Raw genomic sequence first — 17,380 nt, 5'->3', positions numbered from 1 at the left:
GAAAAGTCCGCTTCACGGGCTCGTCAAGTTTTCCTCAGAGTTTCGGGTCGCTCCTCGACCTTTCTCCCGGATGACGGGCCGCCGCAGCTTCGCTACGGTGCCGCTCACATCGCGCGCGCGGCGCGCAGACCAAGACTGTTGAGGGAGTCGAGCCGGATGAGCGCCACCGCGAGCGTCGCCGAGACCAAGAACGACAAGCCCGAGCGCGACAAGCCCGAGCGTGACAAACCTTGGCTGATCCGGACCTATGCCGGCCATTCGAACGCGGCGGAATCGAACAAGCTCTACCGCGGCAACCTCGCCAAGGGCCAGACCGGCCTGTCGGTCGCCTTCGACCTGCCGACCCAGACCGGCTACGATCCGGACGACGAACTCGCCCGCGGCGAGGTCGGCAAGGTCGGCGTCTCGGTGGCGCATCTGGGCGACATGCGCACGCTGTTCGACCAGATTCCGCTGGCGCAGATGAACACCTCGATGACGATCAACGCCACGGCGCCGTGGCTGCTGTCCCTCTATCTCGCGGTGGCCGAGGAGCAGGGCGCGCCGATCTCGGCGCTCCAGGGCACCACGCAGAACGACATCATCAAGGAATATCTCTCGCGCGGCACCTACGTGTTCCCGCCCGCGCCGAGCCTGCGGCTGACCAAGGACGTGATCCTGTTCACGACCAAGGAAGTGCCGAAGTGGAACCCGATGAACGTCTGCTCCTACCATCTGCAGGAGGCGGGCGCGACGCCGGTGCAGGAGCTGTCCTACGCGCTGGCCATCGCCATCGCGGTGCTCGACACCGTGCGCGACGATCCCGATTTCGACGAGGCCAACTTCTCGAACGTGTTCAGCCGCATCTCGTTCTTCGTGAACGCCGGCATGCGGTTCGTCACCGAGATCTGCAAGATGCGGGCGTTCGCCGAGCTGTGGGACGAGATCGCCCAGGAGCGCTACGGCATCACCGACGCCAAGAAGCGCATCTTTCGGTATGGCGTGCAGGTCAACAGTCTCGGACTGACGGAACAGCAACCCGAAAATAACGTCCACCGCATCCTGATCGAGATGCTGGCCGTCACCCTGTCGAAGCGCGCCCGCGCCCGCGCGGTGCAGCTCCCGGCCTGGAACGAGGCGCTCGGCCTGCCCCGCCCCTGGGACCAGCAATGGTCGATGCGGATGCAGCAGATCCTCGCCTTCGAGACGGATCTCCTCGAATACGACGACATCTTCGACGGCTCGAAGGTGATCGAGGCCCGCGTCGAGGCGCTGAAGGAACAGACCCGTTCCGAGTTGGCCCGCATCGCCGAACTCGGCGGCGCCGTCACCGCGGTCGAGGCGGGCGAGCTGAAGCGGGCGCTGGTGGAGTCGAACGCCAAGCGCATCGCCGCGATCGAGCGCGGCGAGCAGATCGTCGTCGGCGTCAACAAGTGGCAGAACGGCGAGCCCTCGCCGCTGACTGCGGGCGAAGGCGCGATCTTCACCGTTTCCGAGACGGTGGAGATGGAGGCCGAGGCCCGCATCCGCGAGTGGCGCTCGAAGCGCGACGACAAGGCGGTCGGCAAGGCGCTGGACGATCTCGAAGCGGCCGCGCGCTCGGGCGCCAACATCATGCCGGTCTCGATCGCCGCCGCGAAGGCGGGCGTGACGACGGGCGAGTGGGGCGGGCGCCTGCGCCAGGTCTTCGGCGAGTACCGCGCGCCGACCGGCGTGACGCTGCAGACCGTCTCGTCGGGTGCGGCGGAGGAGGCCAAGCTCCTCATCGCCGATCTCGGCGAGCGCCTCGGCGAGACGCCGAAGCTCGTCGTCGGCAAGCCGGGCCTCGACGGCCATTCGAACGGCGCCGAGCAGATCGCGCTGCGCGCCCGCGACGTCGGCTTCGACGTCACCTATGACGGCATCCGCCAGACCCCGACCGAGATCGTCGCCAAGGCGGTCGAGCGCGGCGCCCACGTCATCGGCCTGTCGGTGCTGTCGGGCAGCCACGTGCCGCTGGTGCGCGAGGTAAAGGCGAAGCTGCGCGAGGCCGGGCTCGACCACGTGCCGGTCGTCGTCGGCGGCATCATCTCGCCCGAGGACGAGCTGGTGCTCAAGAACATGGGCGTCACCGCGGTCTACACGCCGAAGGACTACGAGCTCGACAAGATCATGGTCGGGCTGGCCAAGGTGGTCGGACGCGCCCTCGACAAGCACGCCGCCGACAGGGCGGACGCCGCGGCCGGCGTGCCCGGCGCGCCGAAGAGCAACGGGAACGCCGCGCAGGTTTTCTGAGCGGCCGTTGGCCGAAGCATCCCCTCGCCCCGCCGTGCGGGGAGAGGGCTTCGGCGACCTGGTCGTCGCCGAAGCGAGGCGGCAGCGGGGGGTGAGGGGGCTTCGACGGAAGAGACTCCTTCGGCAACTCCCCCTCACCATCGCTCCGGCTTCGCCTGCGCTTCCCGCATGCGGGAAGAGGGATTGCCGGAGGCGCCTTTACGCACTCTGCGCCAGCACCGATTGCCGCTCGAACAGCGACCGGTAGGCGCCGTTCGGGCGGCGCATCAGGGCGGCATGGGGGCCGTCCTCGACGATGCGGCCGCGGTCGAACACGAGAATGCGGTCGAGCGCCTGCACCGTCGAGAGGCGATGCGCCACCACGATCGCGGTGCGCCCACGCATCAGCCGCTCCATCGCCTCCTGCACCAGCGCCTCCGATTCCGAATCGAGGCTCGACGTCGCCTCGTCGAGGATCAGGATCGGCGCATCGGCCAGGAACGCGCGGGCGAGCGCCACCCGCTGGCGCTCGCCGCCCGAGAGCTTCACCCCGCGCTCGCCCACCGGCGTGGCGTAGCCCTTCGGCAGCCGCGCGATGAAGTCGTGCGCGTTGGCGAGCCGCGCCGCCCGCTCGATCGCCTCCGGCGAGGCACCGGGCCGGCCGTAGGCGATGTTCTCGGCCAGGCTCCGGTGGAACAGCACCGGCTCCTGCGGCACGATCGCGACCTGCGCCCGCAGGCTCGCCTGCGTGGCGCCGGCCACATCCTGCCCGTCGATGGCGATGCGCCCGTCCGCCACGTCGTAGAGCCGCTGGATCAGCTTGACGAAGGTGGTCTTGCCCGAGCCCGAGCGGCCGACGAGGCCGACGCGCTGCCCGGCGGGGATCGTCACCGACAGGCCGTCGTAGAGCGGCGTGCCGTGCTCGCCGTAGTGGAAGCGCACGCCCTCGAACCGGACCGCGCCACCCGTGACCGCGAGCGGCACCGCGTCCGGCCGGTCGGCCACGCCAGCGGGCTCGGCCTCCAGCGCGACCAATTCCTCCATCTCGTTGACCGCGCGCTGGAGGTGGTTGATGTGGCCGCCGATGTCGCGGAGGTAGCCGTGGACCACGAAGTAGGTGGTCAGCACGTAGGCGACCTCGCCGGGGCTCGCCCGCGCGACCCACCACAGCCATAAGGCCGTTGCGACGATGGCCGTGCGGAAGGCGAGCAGCAGCCCGAGTTGCGCCGTGCCGCTCCACGTCACGATCATCCACGTGCGGTGCGTGCGCCGCCGCCAGCGGCCGAGGATGCGGGCGAGCCGCGCCTCCTCGCGCGCCTCCGCGCCGAACGCCTTGACCACGGCGTTGTTGCCGACCGCGTCCGACAGCGCGCCGCCGAGCCGGGTGTCGAGGGCGTTCGAGAGCGTGGCGGCGGGCGCGATCACCCGCGTCGCCAGGAACACGGAGGCCGCGACGTAGGCGAGCGCGCCGATCCCGACCACCGCCCCCATCGCCGGCCAGTGCAGGCCGAGCACCAGGGCGGTGCCGGCGAGCACGACGAGGGAGGGCAGCAGCGAGAGCAGCAGCACGTCGTTGAGGCTGTCGATCGCCCACATCCCGCGGGAGATCTTGCGCACGGTCGAGCCCGCGAAGGTGCTGGCGTGCCACTCCGTCGAGAGGCGCTGGACGCGCGCAAAACTGTCGCCGAGCACGTCCGACATGGTGCCGAGCGTCAGCGGCACGACGAGGGCCCACGAGACATGACGCAGGCCGACCGCCGCGAGGCTCAAGCTGGTCATCGCGGCGAAGGCCGGCATCGCGGCATCGAGCGCCGCCTCGCGGTCGGCGCCGGCCAGCGCATCGACGAGGCGGCCGGCAAAGATCGGCAGCATCACGTCGGCGAGGGTCGCCAGCGTGATCGCGGCGACGAGGCCTGAGACGGTGGCGCGCCGCCTGCGCCAGCCGCGGACGACGAAGACGAGGACGCGACGGACCGCGTCCGTGCGCCGGGGAGAAGACAGGGCCATGGGAAGCGCCCGACGCCAGGGCGTCGGCTCCGAAAGGCACGGGCCCGCGCAAAGGAAACGGAGCGGACCGGCAGGGTCGGATCGGGAGGGTGTGAAGAGCGGCGGGGCCGCGAGGCCGGCGGCTCGAGGGAAAGCGCCTAGGCGAGCCCGGCTCGCGCGCGGATCGCAGCGATTCCGAGGGGGGAGAAGGCAGGCATGACGCTCATACGGTCCTCTCCCTGTTCCCGTGCGACCGCTGCCAGAGGTAAGCGGCGCGGTGGTGATTCGCAACCTGGGCGTCGCGGCGCCTCGCGTTCGAGATCCGAAGTCACGCATCCGGGCTTCGACGGCGCCGCCCGGATGCGATCGGCCGAGGGCCTGCTATAGAGCGCTTCGGATTTCCGGCCGGGGCTCACGCGAACCGCCATGCTGCTCAACCAGATCCTGTCGGTCGCGCGCACGGAGGGGATCGGCGGCCTGCTGCACCGGGCCGGAAGTCGGCTCGTCCGCGCCCGCGCCGGCAGCTTCAAGGCGCTGCACCAGCGCTTCGACGGGCGCCGCGCCCTGGAGATCGGCGGCCCGAGCGCCTGCTTCCGGGCGCAGGGCTATTTCCCGGTCTATCCGCGGCTCGCGGGCGTCGACAATTGCAACTTCGCCTCGACCACGCTGTGGGAGGGCACGATCGAGGCCGGGGCGAGCTTCCACACCGATCCCGCCCGTCCGCCGGGGCGCCAGTTCATCGCCGAGGCGACCGATCTCGCCGCCGTGCCGACGGGCGCCTACGAGGTGATCCTGTCCTCGCACACGATCGAGCACACGGCGAACCCGTTGAAGGCGCTCGCCGAATGGCGCCGCCTGCTGACCGAGGACGGGCTCCTGGTGCTGATCGCCCCGCACAAGGACCGCACCTTCGATCACCGCCGGCCGGTGACGCGCCTCGATCACCTGATCGCGGATTTCGAGGCCGGCACGGGCGAGGACGACCGGACGCATCTGCCCGAAATCCTGGCGCACCACGATCTGTCGCGCGATCCCGGAGGCGGCACGCGGGAGGACTTCGTGCGGCGCTCGCAGGACAACCTCGCCCACCGCGCCCTGCACCACCATGTGTTCGACACGGGCCTCGCCGAAGCGATGCTCCGGCAGGCGGGATTTCGCCCGCTCGCGGTGGAGGCGCGCCGCCCCTACAACATCGTCGTGGTGGCGCAGAAGGGAGAGCCCGGCCCCGGCGACCCGCCGCCGCTGCGGTTCGCGAGTCCGTTTCCGTCGGATCGGGGATGAGACGCAGACCCGTATCGCTTAACGATTGTTCCAAGCGCGACGTCTGGCGCGCTCATTCGGCTCCGGTCCCACCGGAGGTCCGGCAGGCTGTCGGCAAGCCGCCGTAGGAATAGCCGGTCATGATCGTCTGCCGATAGGACGTGCGATCGGCCTTCCCTGATCGCGCGGTTCGGATCATCGAGTCGGACAGGTGGATGTGGTCGTTCGTCCGGTCGTAGAACTGGTAACTGAAGCCGGTTTCCTCGGAATGAGCACCCTTGAAGACGGGCTCATTCCTGCTCTTCACGAAGAACGGCGATCCGTCCACGAGCGAATGCATCTGGTCGAGGCCGCTGGTGTAGAGGATCAGGACGACGGCGCCTCCGGCCGGATCGCGCACCCACGCCACGAGGCTGACGACGCCTGGATCGTTGCTCTTCAGCCGTATCAGCACAGGCAGACCCGCGGTTCCGCGGCGCGCCGCGATCGACGCGGCCTGTTCCAGAAGGAATCGAGCCCGTGCGCGCTGCCGCGCCGGAACCGCATCGATCGTGATCGGCTCCTGATCGTCGAGGTTTTGGCACCGCATCGGGGAATCGGCCGAGGCCGTGTCCAGTCGACAGATGTTCGCGGCCAGGAGAACGGCGACCAAGAGAACGGCGACGATGGTTCGCTTGCCGAAACGCATCGGCCTCACCCTGAACCCGCCTCTTCCGGTCGGGGGGAGACGATGACCGCGTGCGAGCGGCATCAGGTCTCGACCGCGTCCTGTAGCAGCGCCACCGCCTGCTCCACCGACAGAAGCCGGATCTCCGCTCGGCCGGGGTCGCCGAAGCGGCGCTCGACGTGGCGGGTGGGGGCGTCCTTCGCGGCAAGGGCGAAATGCACGAGGCCGACCGGCTTGTCCGCGGAGCCGCCGCCCGGCCCGGCGATGCCGGTGATCGAGACCGCCGCGTCCGCGAGCGAGCGGGCGAGCGCGCCCTCCGCCATGGCGCGGGCGACCGGCTCGCTCACCGCGCCGTGGGTGTCGATGAGGTCCATCGGCACGCCGACGAGATCGGCCTTGGCCGCGTTGGAATAGGTGACGAAGCCGCGATCCACCACCGCGGAGGAGCCGGGCACGGCGGTGAGCAGCCCTGCGACGAGGCCGCCGGTGCAGGATTCGGCCGTCGCGATTCTTCTGCCCGACGCCGCGTAGGCCCGCACCAGCGCCTCGGCGCGGGCGAGGAGCGCGGCGTCCTCGATCACGAGCGGCGCTCGGCGGTCTCGCTGCCGGTGTCCACCTCGACCTCGGGCAGGCGCACGGTGGCGGCGGCCTGGGCCGCGAGCCCCTCGGCGCGCCCGACGAAGCCGAGCTTTTCCGTCGTCGTCGCCTTGATCGAGACGGCGGTGAGCGGCACGCCCGCGATCTCGCTGATGCGCGCGCGGATCGCCTCGCGATGCGCGCCGATGCGCGGGGCTTCCGCCAGTACGGTGATGTCGAGATGGTCGATCTTGCCGCCCTGCGCCCGCACCAGGGAGCAGGCGTGGGCCAGGAACCGGTCCGAGGAGGCGCCGCGCCACGTCTCGTCGGAGGGCGGGAAGTGGGTGCCGATGTCACCGTCGGCGATGGCGCCGAGCAGCGCGTCGGTCAGCGCGTGGAGCGCCACGTCGCCGTCGGAATGGGCGAGCACGCCCCGGTCGGCCGGGATTCGGATGCCGCCGAGCCAGACATGGTCGCCCTCGGTGAAGGCGTGGACGTCGAAGCCGGTGCCGAGGCGGGTCACGTAGGTGGTCATGGGGCCCTCAGATATCGCGGGCGGGCCGTCAGCGAAAGTCTGGCCGGAGAAAGCCCGATCCGCCTCGATCAGGTCCGCGGCCTGAGTGATCTTGCGGTTCCGGGCATCACCCTCGAACACCACGACGGAGAGCCCGGCCCATTCGGCCAGCGCCCCGTCGTCGGTGAAGCCGTCGCGACCCTCCGCGACCGCCCGGCGATGGGCGTCGCGGAGCGGGCCGAAGCGGAAGCTCTGCGGGGTCTGCACCGCGCGCAGGGCTTCGCGGGCGGGCGTCTCGTGGACGCGGCCGATGCCCGGAGACAGCTCCTCCACCAGCTTGATGGTGTCGGAGACGGCGACACCCGGCACCGCCGCACCGTGCTCGGCACCCGCCGCGACCGCGCGGGCGATCAGCGCCTCGTCGACGAAGGGGCGGGCGGCGTCGTGCACCAGCACGAGATCGGGCGCGCCGATGCGGGCCAGCCCTTCGAGTCCGGCGGCCACAGATTGCTGGCGCGTCGCCCCACCGGGCACCGGCTCGGCGAGCTTTTCGCGATGGGCGGGCTCCAGCTCCGCGACGCATTCTGAAAAAAAGTCGGCGGCGTCCGGGGCGATCACCGGCTGGATGCGGCCGATGCGGGGTGAATCCGCCAGCGCGGCCAGCGTCCGGGTCAGGACGGCGCGCCCGCCGACGCGGCGATACTGCTTCGGCAGATCGCCGCCGACGCGCAGGCCCTTGCCCGCCGCCACCACGACGGCGGCCACCTCCTGCCGCGCGGCGCTGTCGGACATGATCGAGCCTCGGTTGATTTCGGCTGGGGAAAGCCGGGATTGCAGGGCTCATATGCGTCGGAATGTCCGAAGGCAAACGCAGGCGGCGCTTGCGTCCTGCCGGGGTTTGGCTACTTATTGGGCAGAATGAAGCCTGACCATTATTTGAGCGCCCTGCGCTCCGCGGACGTCCGGCGCGCAGGCTCGCCGCCGGTGCTGCTCGCTCCGCTGTCGGGCGTCACCGACCTGCACATGCGCCGCATCGCCCAACGGCTCGGGGCGAGCGCCGTCGTCTCCGAGATGGTGGCGGCGGCCGAACTCGCCCGCGGCGATGCCGAATCGCAGGTGCGGGCGGAAGGCGAGGGCGTCAGCCCTCACGTGGTGCAGCTGGCCGGCTGTGCGGAGAACCCGATGGCCGAGGCTGCCCGGATCGCCGTGGACAACGGCGCCGACGCCATCGACATCAACATGGGCTGCCCGGCCAAGACCGTGACCGGGGGCGTGGCGGGCTCGGCGCTGATGCGCGACCTCGACCACGCCGCCCGCCTCCTCGCCGCCGTGCGGGAGGCGGTGGCGGTGCCGGTCACGGTGAAGATGCGGCTGGGCTGGGATCACGCGAGCCTCAACGCGCCGGAACTGGCGCGCCGCGCCGAGGCGCTCGGCCTGAACGGCGTCACCGTCCACGGCCGCACCCGGCAGCAATTCTACAAGGGGCGGGCCGACTGGTCGGCGATCCGCGCGGTGGTCGAGGCCACGGGCCTGCCGGTGATCGCCAACGGCGACGTGACGAGCCTGGAGGACGCCCGGGCCTGCCTCGCGGCCTCGGGGGCCGCGGGCGTGATGGTCGGGCGCGCGGCGGTCGGCCGCCCCTGGCTCGTCGGCGAAATCGCCGCGGGGCTCGCCGGGCGCACCCTCGCTCCGCTCTCGGCCGAGGCGCGGGTGGCGGCGGCCACCGAGCATTACGAGGGTCTGATCGCGCTCTACGGGCAGGCCATGGGCGTGCGCCACGCCCGCAAGCATCTGGCGGCCTATGCCGACGCCGCCGGCCCCGGCGCGCTGAACCCGGCCGACCGGCGCCGGCTCGTCACCACCTCGGACCCGGCCGACGCGCTCGGCCTGCTGCGGCGGGCCTTCCTCGATCCGGCCTTCCTCGATCCGGCATCCGCCGCCACGACGATCGGCGAGGCCGCATGACCGGGCGCCACACCATGAGCTTCTCCGGCGACGAGCCCGATCCCGCCTCCCTGCCGGCGGCGGAATCCGTGCTCAACGCCCTGCCGCTGCCGGTGCTCACCATCGGGCCGGACGAGCGCATCCTGCGGGTCAACCACGCCGCCGAGCTGTTCTTCGACGCCTCCGCCAAGGTGATGCAGCGGGGGCGCCTGCGCGACATCATCCCCTTCGCCTCGCCGATCATCGCGCTGGTGGCGGAGGTGCGCCGCCGCCGCTCCTCGGTCGCGGAGTATCGCGTCGAGCTGATCCAGCCGCGCTCGGGCGCCGAGCGCAGCGTCGACGTCTTCGCCACGCCGCTGCGCGACGAGGACGATTCGGTGGTGCTGATGCTGCAGGAGCGCACCATCGCCGACAAGATGAACCGCCAGTTCACCCATCGCGGCGCCGCCCGCTCGATGGTGGCGCTGGGCGCGATGCTGGCCCACGAGATCAAGAACCCGCTCGCCGGCATCCGCGGCGCGGCGCAGTTGCTCGAACTCGACCGCGAGGACGAGGACCGGGTGCTGACGCGGCTGATCTGCGACGAGTCCGACCGGATTGTGCGCATCGTCGAGCGGATGGAGCTGTTCGGCGAGGAGCGGCCCGTGGAGCGCGGCCCCGTCAACGTCCACGGCGTGCTCGATCAGGTGAAGCGCTCGGCGCAATCGGGCTTCGCCCGTCACATCCGCTTCATCGAGAACTACGATCCCTCGCTGCCCCCCGTGCTCGGCAACCGCGATCAGCTGATCCAGGTGATCCTCAACCTCGTGAAGAACGCGGCGGAAGCCATCGGCACCGACACGGTTGAGGGCGAGATCACGCTGTCGACCGCCTTTCGCACAGGCCTTCGCCTGCAGGTGCCGGGCTCGCGCGAGCGCGTCAGCCTGCCGATCGAGGTGGCGGTGCGCGACAACGGGCCGGGCATCCCGGCCGACCTGCTGAGCGACCTGTTCGACCCGTTCGTGACCACCAAGGCGCAGGGCTCCGGCCTCGGACTTGCATTGGTCGCCAAGATCGTCGGGGACCACGGGGGCATCGTCGAGTGCGATCCCGTCCCCCGCCGCACCGCCTTCCGAATCCTGTTGCCCATGTCGAGCGCCCGCGACGGGCGTGAATCGGCCGCGGAGCGCTGAGTCGAGAGTCATGCCCAACGGCCACATCATCGTCGCGGACGACGACGCAGCGATCCGCACCGTGCTCAACCAAGCGCTGTCGCGGGCCGGTTACGAGGTCCGCACCACCTCGAACTGCGCCACGCTCTGGCGGTGGGTGGCGCAGGGGGAGGGGGACCTCGTCATCACCGACGTGGTGATGCCCGACGAGAACGTGTTCGATCTGCTGCCGCGCATCAAGCGGGTCCGGCCCGAACTGCCGATCATCGTCATGAGCGCGCAGAACACCTTCATGACGGCGATCCGCGCCTCGGAGCGGGGCGCCTACGAGTACCTGCCCAAGCCCTTCGACTTGAAGGAGCTGACCGCCATCGTCGGCCGCGCGCTGTCCCGTCCCCGCGGGGCGCCCGCGCCCGGGGCAGGGCCGGAGAACGAGGACATCCCGCTGGTCGGCCGCTCGCCCGCGATGCAGGAGATCTACCGGGCGCTCGCGCGCCTGATGCCGACCGACCTCACCGTGATGATCACCGGCGAGTCCGGCACCGGCAAGGAGCTGGTGGCGCGTGCGCTCCACGATTACGGCCGCCGCCGCACCGGGCCGTTCGTGCCGGTCAACATGGCGGCGATCCCGCGCGACCTGATCGAGTCGGAACTCTTCGGCCACGAGAAGGGCGCCTTCACGGGAGCGCTGTCGCGCTCGGCCGGCCGATTCGAGCAGGCCGAGGGCGGCACGCTGTTCCTCGACGAGATCGGCGACATGCCGATGGAGGCGCAGACCCGGCTCCTGCGCGTGCTTCAGCAGGGCGAGTACACCACCGTCGGCGGGCGCGTGCCGATCAAGACCAACGTCCGCATCATCGCGGCCACCAACAAGGACCTGCGCGTCTCGATCCAGCAGGGGATCTTTCGCGAGGACCTGTTCTTCCGCCTCAACGTCGTCCCCTTGCGGCTGCCGGCCCTGCGCGAGCGCGCCGAGGACGTACCCGACCTGATCCGCCACTTCTTCGTCCTGGTCGAGCGCGAGGGCCTGACCCGCAAGACGCTGGACGGCGACGCCATGGAGCGGCTGAAGCGCTACCGCTGGCCCGGCAACGTGCGCGAACTCGAGAACCTCGTGCGGCGGCTGGCCGCCCTCTACCCGCAGGAGACGATCACCGGCCCGGTCATCGAGGCCGAACTCGACACCCTGCCGCTCGCCCAGCCCGCGGCCGCCAACGGAGCGCCGCGCAAGAACGGCGCCTCGGACAGCGAGACTCTGTCCGGCGCCGTCGAGCGGCACCTCGCCGACTATTTCTCGGGCTACCGCGACACGCTGCCCCCGCCCGGCCTGTATCACCGCATCCTGCGGGAGATCGAAGGGCCGCTGATCGGCGCGGCGCTCGCCGCCACCCGCGGCAACCAGATCCGCGCCGCGGAGCTTCTGGGCGTCAACCGCAACACCCTGCGCAAGAAGGTGCGCGATCTCGACCTTCAGGTGTTCCGCACCTCGCGCTGACGGGCGGGCCCGCCGGGCACTTTTGCCTGACCGATTGCCATTGACCCTTCATCGGCCGCACGGCGAGATGGGCGCCCCCCGCATCCGGGGGTCGACCATGGATCGCCGATGCCGCTCGCCCCTTCCCGAATCCCGACGACGGCCGCGCCGCGTCCGATCCGTGCGCTGCTCCTGGCCTGCGGCCTGCTCGGCGCCCTGACGGGGGCAGCGGAGGCGCGGCTCTCGGTCACCGACAAGCTCAGCACCTATCGCCGCGCGTCGAGCGAGGACCGGATCGACCTCGCCAACCGCCTCGCCAAGTCGTTCTCGGCGCTCTCGCCGCGGCTCGATCGCGACTACTTCATCCGCTGCCTGGAAGAAACGGTGAATATCGGCGACCCGCGCGACCTCGAACTCGACGCGGCGGTGCGGCTGTGCGTGGCGGCGGTGCCGGAGTAGCGCGCCAAGACGGCTTTCTCCGACACTCACCCTCATCCTGAGGTGCCACGAAGCGGCCTCGAAGGAGGGCTCCAGGGATCGCGCGATGCACGGGAGCCCTCCTTCGAGGGCGGCACTTTGCGCCGCCACTTCAGGATGAGGACAGTTGGTCGGGATGATCGCCGAGCATCCCCCTCAGAGCGGGATGTTGTCGTGCTTCTTCCAGGGCTGCTCCATCTTCTTGGTGCGCAGCATGCCGAGCGCCCGCGCGATCCTCTTGCGGGTCGAGTGGGGCATGATCACCTCGTCGATGTAGCCGCGCTCGGCCGCGACGAAGGGCGAGAGGAAGCGGTCCTCGTATTCCCTCGTCCGCTCCGCGATCTTCTCCTGGTCGCCGAGTTCGCTGCGGAAGATGATCTCGACGGCGCCCTTGGCGCCCATCACGGCGATCTGCGCGGTGGGCCACGCGTAGTTGAGGTCGGCGCCGACATGCTTGGAGGCCATGACGTCGTAGGCGCCGCCGAAGGCCTTTCGCGTGATGATGGTGACGAGCGGCACCGTCGCCTGGGTATAGGCGAACAGCAGCTTGGCGCCGTGCTTGATCAGGCCGCCGTATTCCTGCGCGGTGCCCGGCAGGAAGCCCGGCACGTCGACGAAGGTGACGATCGGGATCGAGAACGAGTCGCAGAAGCGTACGAAGCGTGCGGCCTTGCGGGAGGCGTCCGAATCGAGCACGCCGGCCAGCACCAGCGGCTGGTTGGCCACGAACCCGACGGTCCGGCCCTCGATGCGGCCGAAGCCGGTGATGATGTTGCGGGCGTAGGCCGCCTGAATCTCGAAGAAGTCGCCCTCGTCGACGACCCGGCGGATCAGTTCGCCCATGTCGTAGGGCTTGTTCGGGTTGTCCGGGATCAGGGTGTCGAGCGACTTGTCGAGGCGCTCGACGTCGTCGAAGCTCTCGATCTCCGGCACGCCCTCGATGTTGTTGGCGGGCAGGAAGTCGAGAAGGCGGCGGATCTGCAGGATCGCCTCGACGTCGTTCTCGAACGAGCCGTCGGCGATGGAGGACTTCGAGGTGTGGACCTTGGCGCCGCCGAGTTCTTCGGCCGTGACGACCTCGTTGGTGACGGTCTTCACCACGTCCGGGCCGGTGACGAACATGTAGCTCGTGTCGCGCACCATGAAGATGAAGTCGGTCATGGCCGGCGAGTACACGTCGCCGCCCGCGCAGGGGCCCATGATGACCGAGATCTGCGGGATCACGCCCGAGGCCATCACGTTGCGGCGAAACACCTCGCCGTAGCCGCCGAGCGCCGCCACGCCCTCTTGGATGCGGGCGCCGCCCGCGTCGAAGATGCCGATGATCGGGGCGCGCATCTTGAGCGCCATGTCCTGAACCTTGACCATCTTGGCCGCGTGCGCCTCGGACAGCGAGCCGCCGAAGACCGTGAAGTCCTTCGAGAACAGGAAGACGGTGCGCCCGTTGACGGTGCCCCAGCCGGTCACGACGCCGTCGCCGGAGATCTTCTGCTTCTCCATGCCGAAATCGGTGGAGCGGTGCTGCACGAACATATCGAACTCCTCGAACGACCCGTGGTCGAGCAGGAGTTCGATGCGCTCGCGCGCGGTGAGCTTGCCGCGCTTGTGCTGGGCCTCGAGCCGCTTCTCACCGCCGCCGAGGCGGGCCTGGGCGCGACGTTCCTCAAGCTTCTCGAGAATGTCCTTCATGGTCCTGAGGAGCCTCCCTGCGGGCACAAACGTTTTTTGAATACAAGACGAAGCCGAACAGCTTGACCTTGCTTGGATGAATCGCCCTTAGCACGCGGCCTTGCCGGCGGAAACGGGGCTTGGACGCTCCTGCACGGCCCCACCCTCGGCCACTTGGCGAGGGGCGCCGCCGCATGCGATGAGTCGGGGGCATTCACCCGAGGGTGGTGCGATGGTGTGCGAAGAAATCGCCCTGAGAATCGCCGATGAGCGCCTCCGCCGAACCCAAGATGTCCTACGTCGTGCTCTCGCCCGGTGATCCGGCGCCCTGGTTCGCGCAAGGAAGCACGGGCAACCCACGCTACACCTTCGACACGGCGGCGGGCCGCTACATCGTGTTGGGCTTCTACGGCTCGGCCGGGAGCGAGGCGGGCGCGGCGGCGCTCGCGGCGATCGAGCGGAACCGGACGCTGTTCGACGACGAGCGGATCTCGTTCTTCGGCGTCAGCCTCGATCCGGCGGACCGGGCCGAGGACCGCATCCGCGAGAACCTGCCGGGCATCCGCCACTTCCTCGATTTCGACTGGCAGGTCTCGCGCCTCTACGGCGCCGTGCCGCGGGAGGCCGAGACCGGCGCACGCGTCGAGATCCGGCCGTTCTGGATCGTCCTCGACCCGACCCTGCGGGTGCTGGCCCGCATCCCGTTCACCCGCGACGGCAGCGACCGCGAGGCCCTGTTTTCCGAACTCGCCCGCCTGCCGCCGCCCGACCGCTTCGCCGGCTTCGAGATCCCGCCGCCGATCCTCGTGCTGCCCAACGTGTTCGAGCCCGCGCTCTGCCGCGACCTGATCGCCCTCTACGAGCGCCAGGGCGGCGAGGAATCCGGCTTCATGCGCGAGGTCGACGGCAAGACGACGCTCGTCCACGACCACGCGCACAAGCGGCGCCGCGACGTGACGGTGGAGGAGCCGGGGCTCGTCGGCGCGATCCAGGCCCGCATCCGGCGCCGCGTGGCGAGCGAGATCAAGAAGATCTTCCACTTCGACGCGACCCGGATGGAGCGCTACATCGTCTCCTGCTACGCGGCCGAGGACGGCGGCCATTTCCGCGCGCACCGCGACAACACCACCCGCGGCACGGCGCACCGGCGCTTCGCCGTCTCGATCAACCTCAACGCCGAATTCGAGGGCGGCGAAGTCAGTTTTCCGGAATACGGCAAGCGCAGCTTCAAGGCCCCGCCCGGCGGCGCGGTGATCTTCCCCTGCGCGCTGCTCCACGCGGTCTCGCGGGTGACGACGGGCCGCCGCTTCGCCTTCCTGCCGTTCCTCTACGACGAGGCGGCGGCCAAGTTGCGCGAGGCGAATGCCGGGTATCTGAGCGAAGGGAGCGGGTATCGAGCAGATGTGGCGGCACCGGCGGCCTGAAGCCGCGCGCGGGCCTACGCTCTCAAGCCAGGGCCGCCACCGTCGCCGCTGCCTCGAACTCCGTCCGCCGATGCGCCAGCCGCGCCTCGGCCTCGGCGTCAGGCCCCCAGACGCTTGCCTGATAGGTCTCGTCGACATGCGCCGCGGCCCAGGCCTCGTCGGGCGAGAGGCGCCCGTGCAGCACGGCGAGGCCGATCACCAGGGAGCCGGTGAGCGTCGTCAGGGTGTGGAGCGCGGCGAGCCGAAAGGGATCGTCCACGGCCTGGACCGCTGCGCGGAGCGCCGCGACGGAAGCCTCCGGCTGTGCGACATGCATCACGCCCTCGGCGAGGAACAGGCGTGCGCCCAGGGTCTCGCCGGCCCAGGCCACCAGCGGGTCCCAGGCCGCGGATTGCTCGGCGACGAGACGCTCGGGCGAGGCGGCGCGGTAGGCGATCAGGTCGGTGTCGGCGAAGGCGCCGAGATCGGCCGCGACCTCCGGCATGCGCTCGGCGACGCCGTCGATCGCGGTGTTGACGAGGCGGGTCAGCGGCATCGTGCGCGGATCGATGGTCTCGGTTTGCGCCGCCCACTCGGCGGCGAGCGCTTCGCCGAGCGCGCGCGAGGGCACCGCGAGCGGGCGGCGGCCGGGGGTGTTGGCGCCGCGCCCGTCGAGGACGAGGCGGTGGCCGGCTTCGATCTCGGCAAGGCCCGCCTGCTCGTAGAAGCGCTTCGGCAGGGGCGGGGCCGTGCTCGCGCGGGCGGCGCGGAGCGGATCGGGGCGCCGGGTCTCGCCAAGATCGCCAGGTCCGCCGAGCCAGTCGCGGGTCACGTCGTCATCGGTGCTCATGTCCCGCAGATAGGGGTTTTGCGCGGTCCGCGCGAGCCTCAGCGCAGGCCGAGACGTTCCGTCACCGGGGTGGCCTCCGACGCGTCGAGGGGGCCGGAGAACAGGTCGCCCAAAGCCTCGGCCGTCTCGACCACCGTGACCGCGCCCGCGCCGAACAGGGCGCCCGGCGCGTGATAGCCCCAGGCGACGCCGACGGCGGCCGCGCCCGCGTCCCGCGCCATCAGCATGTCGAAGGTGGTGTCGCCGATCATCACCGTCATGGCCGGCTCTGCGCCGGCTTCCGCCATGGCTTGGCGCAGCATGGTCGGATCGGGCTTGGAGGGGGCGTCGTCGGCGGTCTGGATCGTGGCGAACCAGCCGTCCCAGCCGTGCTTGTCGACGAGATGGTCGACGCCGCGGCGCGACTTGCCCGTGGCGATGCCCAGGCTGATGTCGGTGCGCCCGCGCAGCCGCGCGATCAGCTCGGCCATGCCGGGGAACAGAGGCTCCTCGTAGTCCGGGTCGATCCGCAGGGCCTGGAACGCGCGGCGGTAGCTGTGGGAGAGTGCCTCGATCGGCCCCGCCTCGCCGACGAGGCGCCGGAAAGCGTCGGGCAGCGACAGGCCGACCACCGACAGGGCCTCCTTGCGCGGCGGCGGCACCAGCCCGTGCTCGGTGAAGGCGCGCCTTTGCGCCTCGACGATGAGGTGCTGGCTGTCGACGAGGGTGCCGTCGACGTCGAAGACGACGAGTTTCACCACGGGTGCGATCGATCCGTCACGGCCGGCGCGCCGGCCCGGCGGCGGGGCCGGGGCGCCGCTGCTCGTAGCCGAGGCGGCAGCGGATGAGGAAGCGGCGGCGCGGGCCGCCGTAGAGATTGCGCCGATGCGATTCGCGGTTGCAGGCGGCGTAGGAGGGACGGCGGCGGCGCTCGCCCGGCCGCGTCGCGGGGGCCGTATTGGGAGCCGAAGTGGGGTTGGTGGCAGGATTCACGGGATTCGCCGCGACACCGGAGACGGGCGGGGTCCGCTCGGCGGGCGCACGCTCTGGGGCCACGTCGCGCTCGGGCGCCGCCGCCGGGGCCGGCACGGCCGCGCCCGCAAGCGATACGGCCAGCACGAGGGACATCAGCGTGGGCAGCCTCATGCGTTCCTGACCTCGATGCGACGGCGTCGTCGGCACGACCGGGGAAGGCGGTG

At 70.7% G+C, this 17,380-nt stretch carries 15 protein-coding genes; 7 read left to right on the top strand and 8 right to left on the bottom strand.

The features are described 5' to 3' along the window. Nucleotides 1-156: 156 nt before the first annotated feature. Nucleotides 157-2,253 (top strand): ethylmalonyl-CoA mutase, encoded by a 2,097-nt coding sequence (locus HNR00_RS00385; RefSeq protein ID WP_183563106.1) that lies wholly within the window; start codon nt 157-159, stop codon nt 2,251-2,253. Between the two features lie 198 nt (nt 2,254-2,451). On the opposite strand, the gene HNR00_RS00380 is transcribed toward HNR00_RS00385, so the two are convergent. Continuing rightward, entirely contained in the window at nt 2,452-4,239 is a 1,788-nt protein-coding gene (locus HNR00_RS00380; RefSeq protein WP_183563103.1) for an ABC transporter ATP-binding protein, read from the bottom strand. Between the two features lie 405 nt (nt 4,240-4,644). On the opposite strand from HNR00_RS00380, the gene HNR00_RS00375 reads away from it, so the two are divergent. Then, a complete protein-coding gene (locus tag HNR00_RS00375) occupies nt 4,645-5,499 on the top strand; it encodes a methyltransferase domain-containing protein (protein ID WP_183563100.1) in 855 nt (284 codons plus the stop codon). 52 nt (nt 5,500-5,551) lie between these two features. On the opposite strand, the gene HNR00_RS00370 is transcribed toward HNR00_RS00375, so the two are convergent. The 3 genes from HNR00_RS00370 to HNR00_RS00360 form a co-directional block, all read right to left on the bottom strand. Then, nucleotides 5,552-6,166, bottom strand: coding sequence for a hypothetical protein (locus HNR00_RS00370; RefSeq protein WP_183563097.1), 615 nt, complete (start codon nt 6,164-6,166; stop codon nt 5,552-5,554). A 62-nt stretch (nt 6,167-6,228) separates the two neighbouring features. Further along, entirely contained in the window at nt 6,229-6,726 is a 498-nt protein-coding gene (locus HNR00_RS00365; protein WP_183563094.1) for a CinA family protein, read from the bottom strand. Further along, nucleotides 6,723-8,027: a bifunctional 2-C-methyl-D-erythritol 4-phosphate cytidylyltransferase/2-C-methyl-D-erythritol 2,4-cyclodiphosphate synthase gene (locus HNR00_RS00360; RefSeq protein WP_183563091.1), complete on the bottom strand. Its 1,305-nt coding sequence runs from the start codon at nt 8,025-8,027 to the stop codon at nt 6,723-6,725. The genes HNR00_RS00365 and HNR00_RS00360 overlap by 4 nt, the downstream gene beginning before the upstream one ends. A 126-nt stretch (nt 8,028-8,153) precedes the next feature. Here HNR00_RS00360 and dusB point away from each other — a divergent pair, with 126 nt between their 5' ends. From dusB to HNR00_RS00340, 4 genes are all read left to right on the top strand, one after another. Next, nucleotides 8,154-9,200: a tRNA dihydrouridine synthase DusB gene (dusB, locus tag HNR00_RS00355; protein ID WP_183563088.1), complete on the top strand. Its 1,047-nt coding sequence runs from the start codon at nt 8,154-8,156 to the stop codon at nt 9,198-9,200. A 14-nt stretch (nt 9,201-9,214) separates the two neighbouring features. After that, on the top strand, nt 9,215-10,351 hold the full coding sequence (locus HNR00_RS00350; protein ID WP_183564203.1) for a two-component system sensor histidine kinase NtrB: 1,137 nt from the start codon (nt 9,215-9,217) through the stop codon (nt 10,349-10,351). Nucleotides 10,352-10,361: 10 nt separating this feature from the next. Beyond that, nucleotides 10,362-11,825, top strand: a complete 1,464-nt coding sequence (ntrC, locus tag HNR00_RS00345; protein WP_183563085.1) for a nitrogen regulation protein NR(I) — start codon at nt 10,362-10,364, stop codon at nt 11,823-11,825. Between the two features lie 108 nt (nt 11,826-11,933). Then, nucleotides 11,934-12,263, top strand: coding sequence for a hypothetical protein (locus tag HNR00_RS00340; RefSeq protein WP_246390131.1), 330 nt, complete (start codon nt 11,934-11,936; stop codon nt 12,261-12,263). Nucleotides 12,264-12,437: 174 nt separating this feature from the next. On the opposite strand, the gene HNR00_RS00335 is transcribed toward HNR00_RS00340, so the two are convergent. Beyond that, complete coding sequence (locus HNR00_RS00335; protein WP_183563082.1) at nt 12,438-13,970, bottom strand: acyl-CoA carboxylase subunit beta; 1,533 nt, start codon at nt 13,968-13,970, stop codon at nt 12,438-12,440. A gap of 245 nt (nt 13,971-14,215) precedes the next feature. Here HNR00_RS00335 and HNR00_RS00330 point away from each other — a divergent pair, with 245 nt between their 5' ends. Further along, nucleotides 14,216-15,373 carry a 2OG-Fe(II) oxygenase gene (locus HNR00_RS00330; protein ID WP_183563079.1) on the top strand — a complete coding sequence of 386 codons (1,158 nt, stop codon included), beginning with the start codon at nt 14,216-14,218 and terminating at the stop codon, nt 15,371-15,373. 22 nt (nt 15,374-15,395) lie between these two features. Here the strand turns inward: HNR00_RS00330 and HNR00_RS00325 are convergent, their stop codons facing one another. Genes HNR00_RS00325 through HNR00_RS00315 form a run of 3 tightly spaced genes read right to left on the bottom strand, consistent with a single transcriptional unit; the run spans nt 15,396 to nt 17,327 of the window. Beyond that, nucleotides 15,396-16,202, bottom strand: coding sequence for an ATP12 family chaperone protein (locus HNR00_RS00325; RefSeq protein WP_183563076.1), 807 nt, complete (start codon nt 16,200-16,202; stop codon nt 15,396-15,398). A gap of 38 nt (nt 16,203-16,240) precedes the next feature. Next, a complete protein-coding gene (locus tag HNR00_RS00320; protein WP_183563073.1) occupies nt 16,241-16,942 on the bottom strand; it encodes an HAD-IA family hydrolase in 702 nt (233 codons plus the stop codon). Between the two features lie 16 nt (nt 16,943-16,958). Further along, a complete protein-coding gene (locus HNR00_RS00315) occupies nt 16,959-17,327 on the bottom strand; it encodes a serine/threonine protein kinase (protein ID WP_183563070.1) in 369 nt (122 codons plus the stop codon). Between the last annotated feature and the right edge of the window lie 53 nt (nt 17,328-17,380).

It is taken from the genome of Methylorubrum rhodinum (assembly GCF_014199935.1).
In the GTDB taxonomy this organism is placed as follows: domain Bacteria; phylum Pseudomonadota; class Alphaproteobacteria; order Rhizobiales; family Beijerinckiaceae; genus Methylobacterium; species Methylobacterium rhodinum.
This window is presented reverse-complemented; position numbering and strand designations above follow the sequence as displayed.

Bases quoted from the DNA above. Each gene is read 5' to 3' on its own strand.
- HNR00_RS00325 (WP_183563076.1), bottom strand. From the start codon at position 16,202: ATGAGCACCGATGACGACGTGACCCGCGACTGGCTCGGCGGACCTGGC.
- HNR00_RS00380 (WP_183563103.1), bottom strand. From the start codon at position 4,239: ATGGCCCTGTCTTCTCCCCGGCGCACGGACGCGGTCCGTCGCGTCCTC.
- HNR00_RS00340 (WP_246390131.1), top strand. From the start codon at position 11,934: ATGCCGCTCGCCCCTTCCCGAATCCCGACGACGGCCGCGCCGCGTCCG.
- HNR00_RS00335 (WP_183563082.1), bottom strand. From the start codon at position 13,970: ATGAAGGACATTCTCGAGAAGCTTGAGGAACGTCGCGCCCAGGCCCGC.
- HNR00_RS00360 (WP_183563091.1), bottom strand. From the start codon at position 8,027: ATGTCCGACAGCGCCGCGCGGCAGGAGGTGGCCGCCGTCGTGGTGGCG.
- HNR00_RS00385 (WP_183563106.1), top strand. From the start codon at position 157: ATGAGCGCCACCGCGAGCGTCGCCGAGACCAAGAACGACAAGCCCGAG.
- dusB (WP_183563088.1), top strand. From the start codon at position 8,154: ATGAAGCCTGACCATTATTTGAGCGCCCTGCGCTCCGCGGACGTCCGG.
- HNR00_RS00370 (WP_183563097.1), bottom strand. From the start codon at position 6,166: ATGCGTTTCGGCAAGCGAACCATCGTCGCCGTTCTCTTGGTCGCCGTT.
- HNR00_RS00330 (WP_183563079.1), top strand. From the start codon at position 14,216: ATGAGCGCCTCCGCCGAACCCAAGATGTCCTACGTCGTGCTCTCGCCC.
- HNR00_RS00375 (WP_183563100.1), top strand. From the start codon at position 4,645: ATGCTGCTCAACCAGATCCTGTCGGTCGCGCGCACGGAGGGGATCGGC.
- HNR00_RS00350 (WP_183564203.1), top strand. From the start codon at position 9,215: ATGAGCTTCTCCGGCGACGAGCCCGATCCCGCCTCCCTGCCGGCGGCG.
- HNR00_RS00315 (WP_183563070.1), bottom strand. From the start codon at position 17,327: ATGAGGCTGCCCACGCTGATGTCCCTCGTGCTGGCCGTATCGCTTGCG.
- ntrC (WP_183563085.1), top strand. From the start codon at position 10,362: ATGCCCAACGGCCACATCATCGTCGCGGACGACGACGCAGCGATCCGC.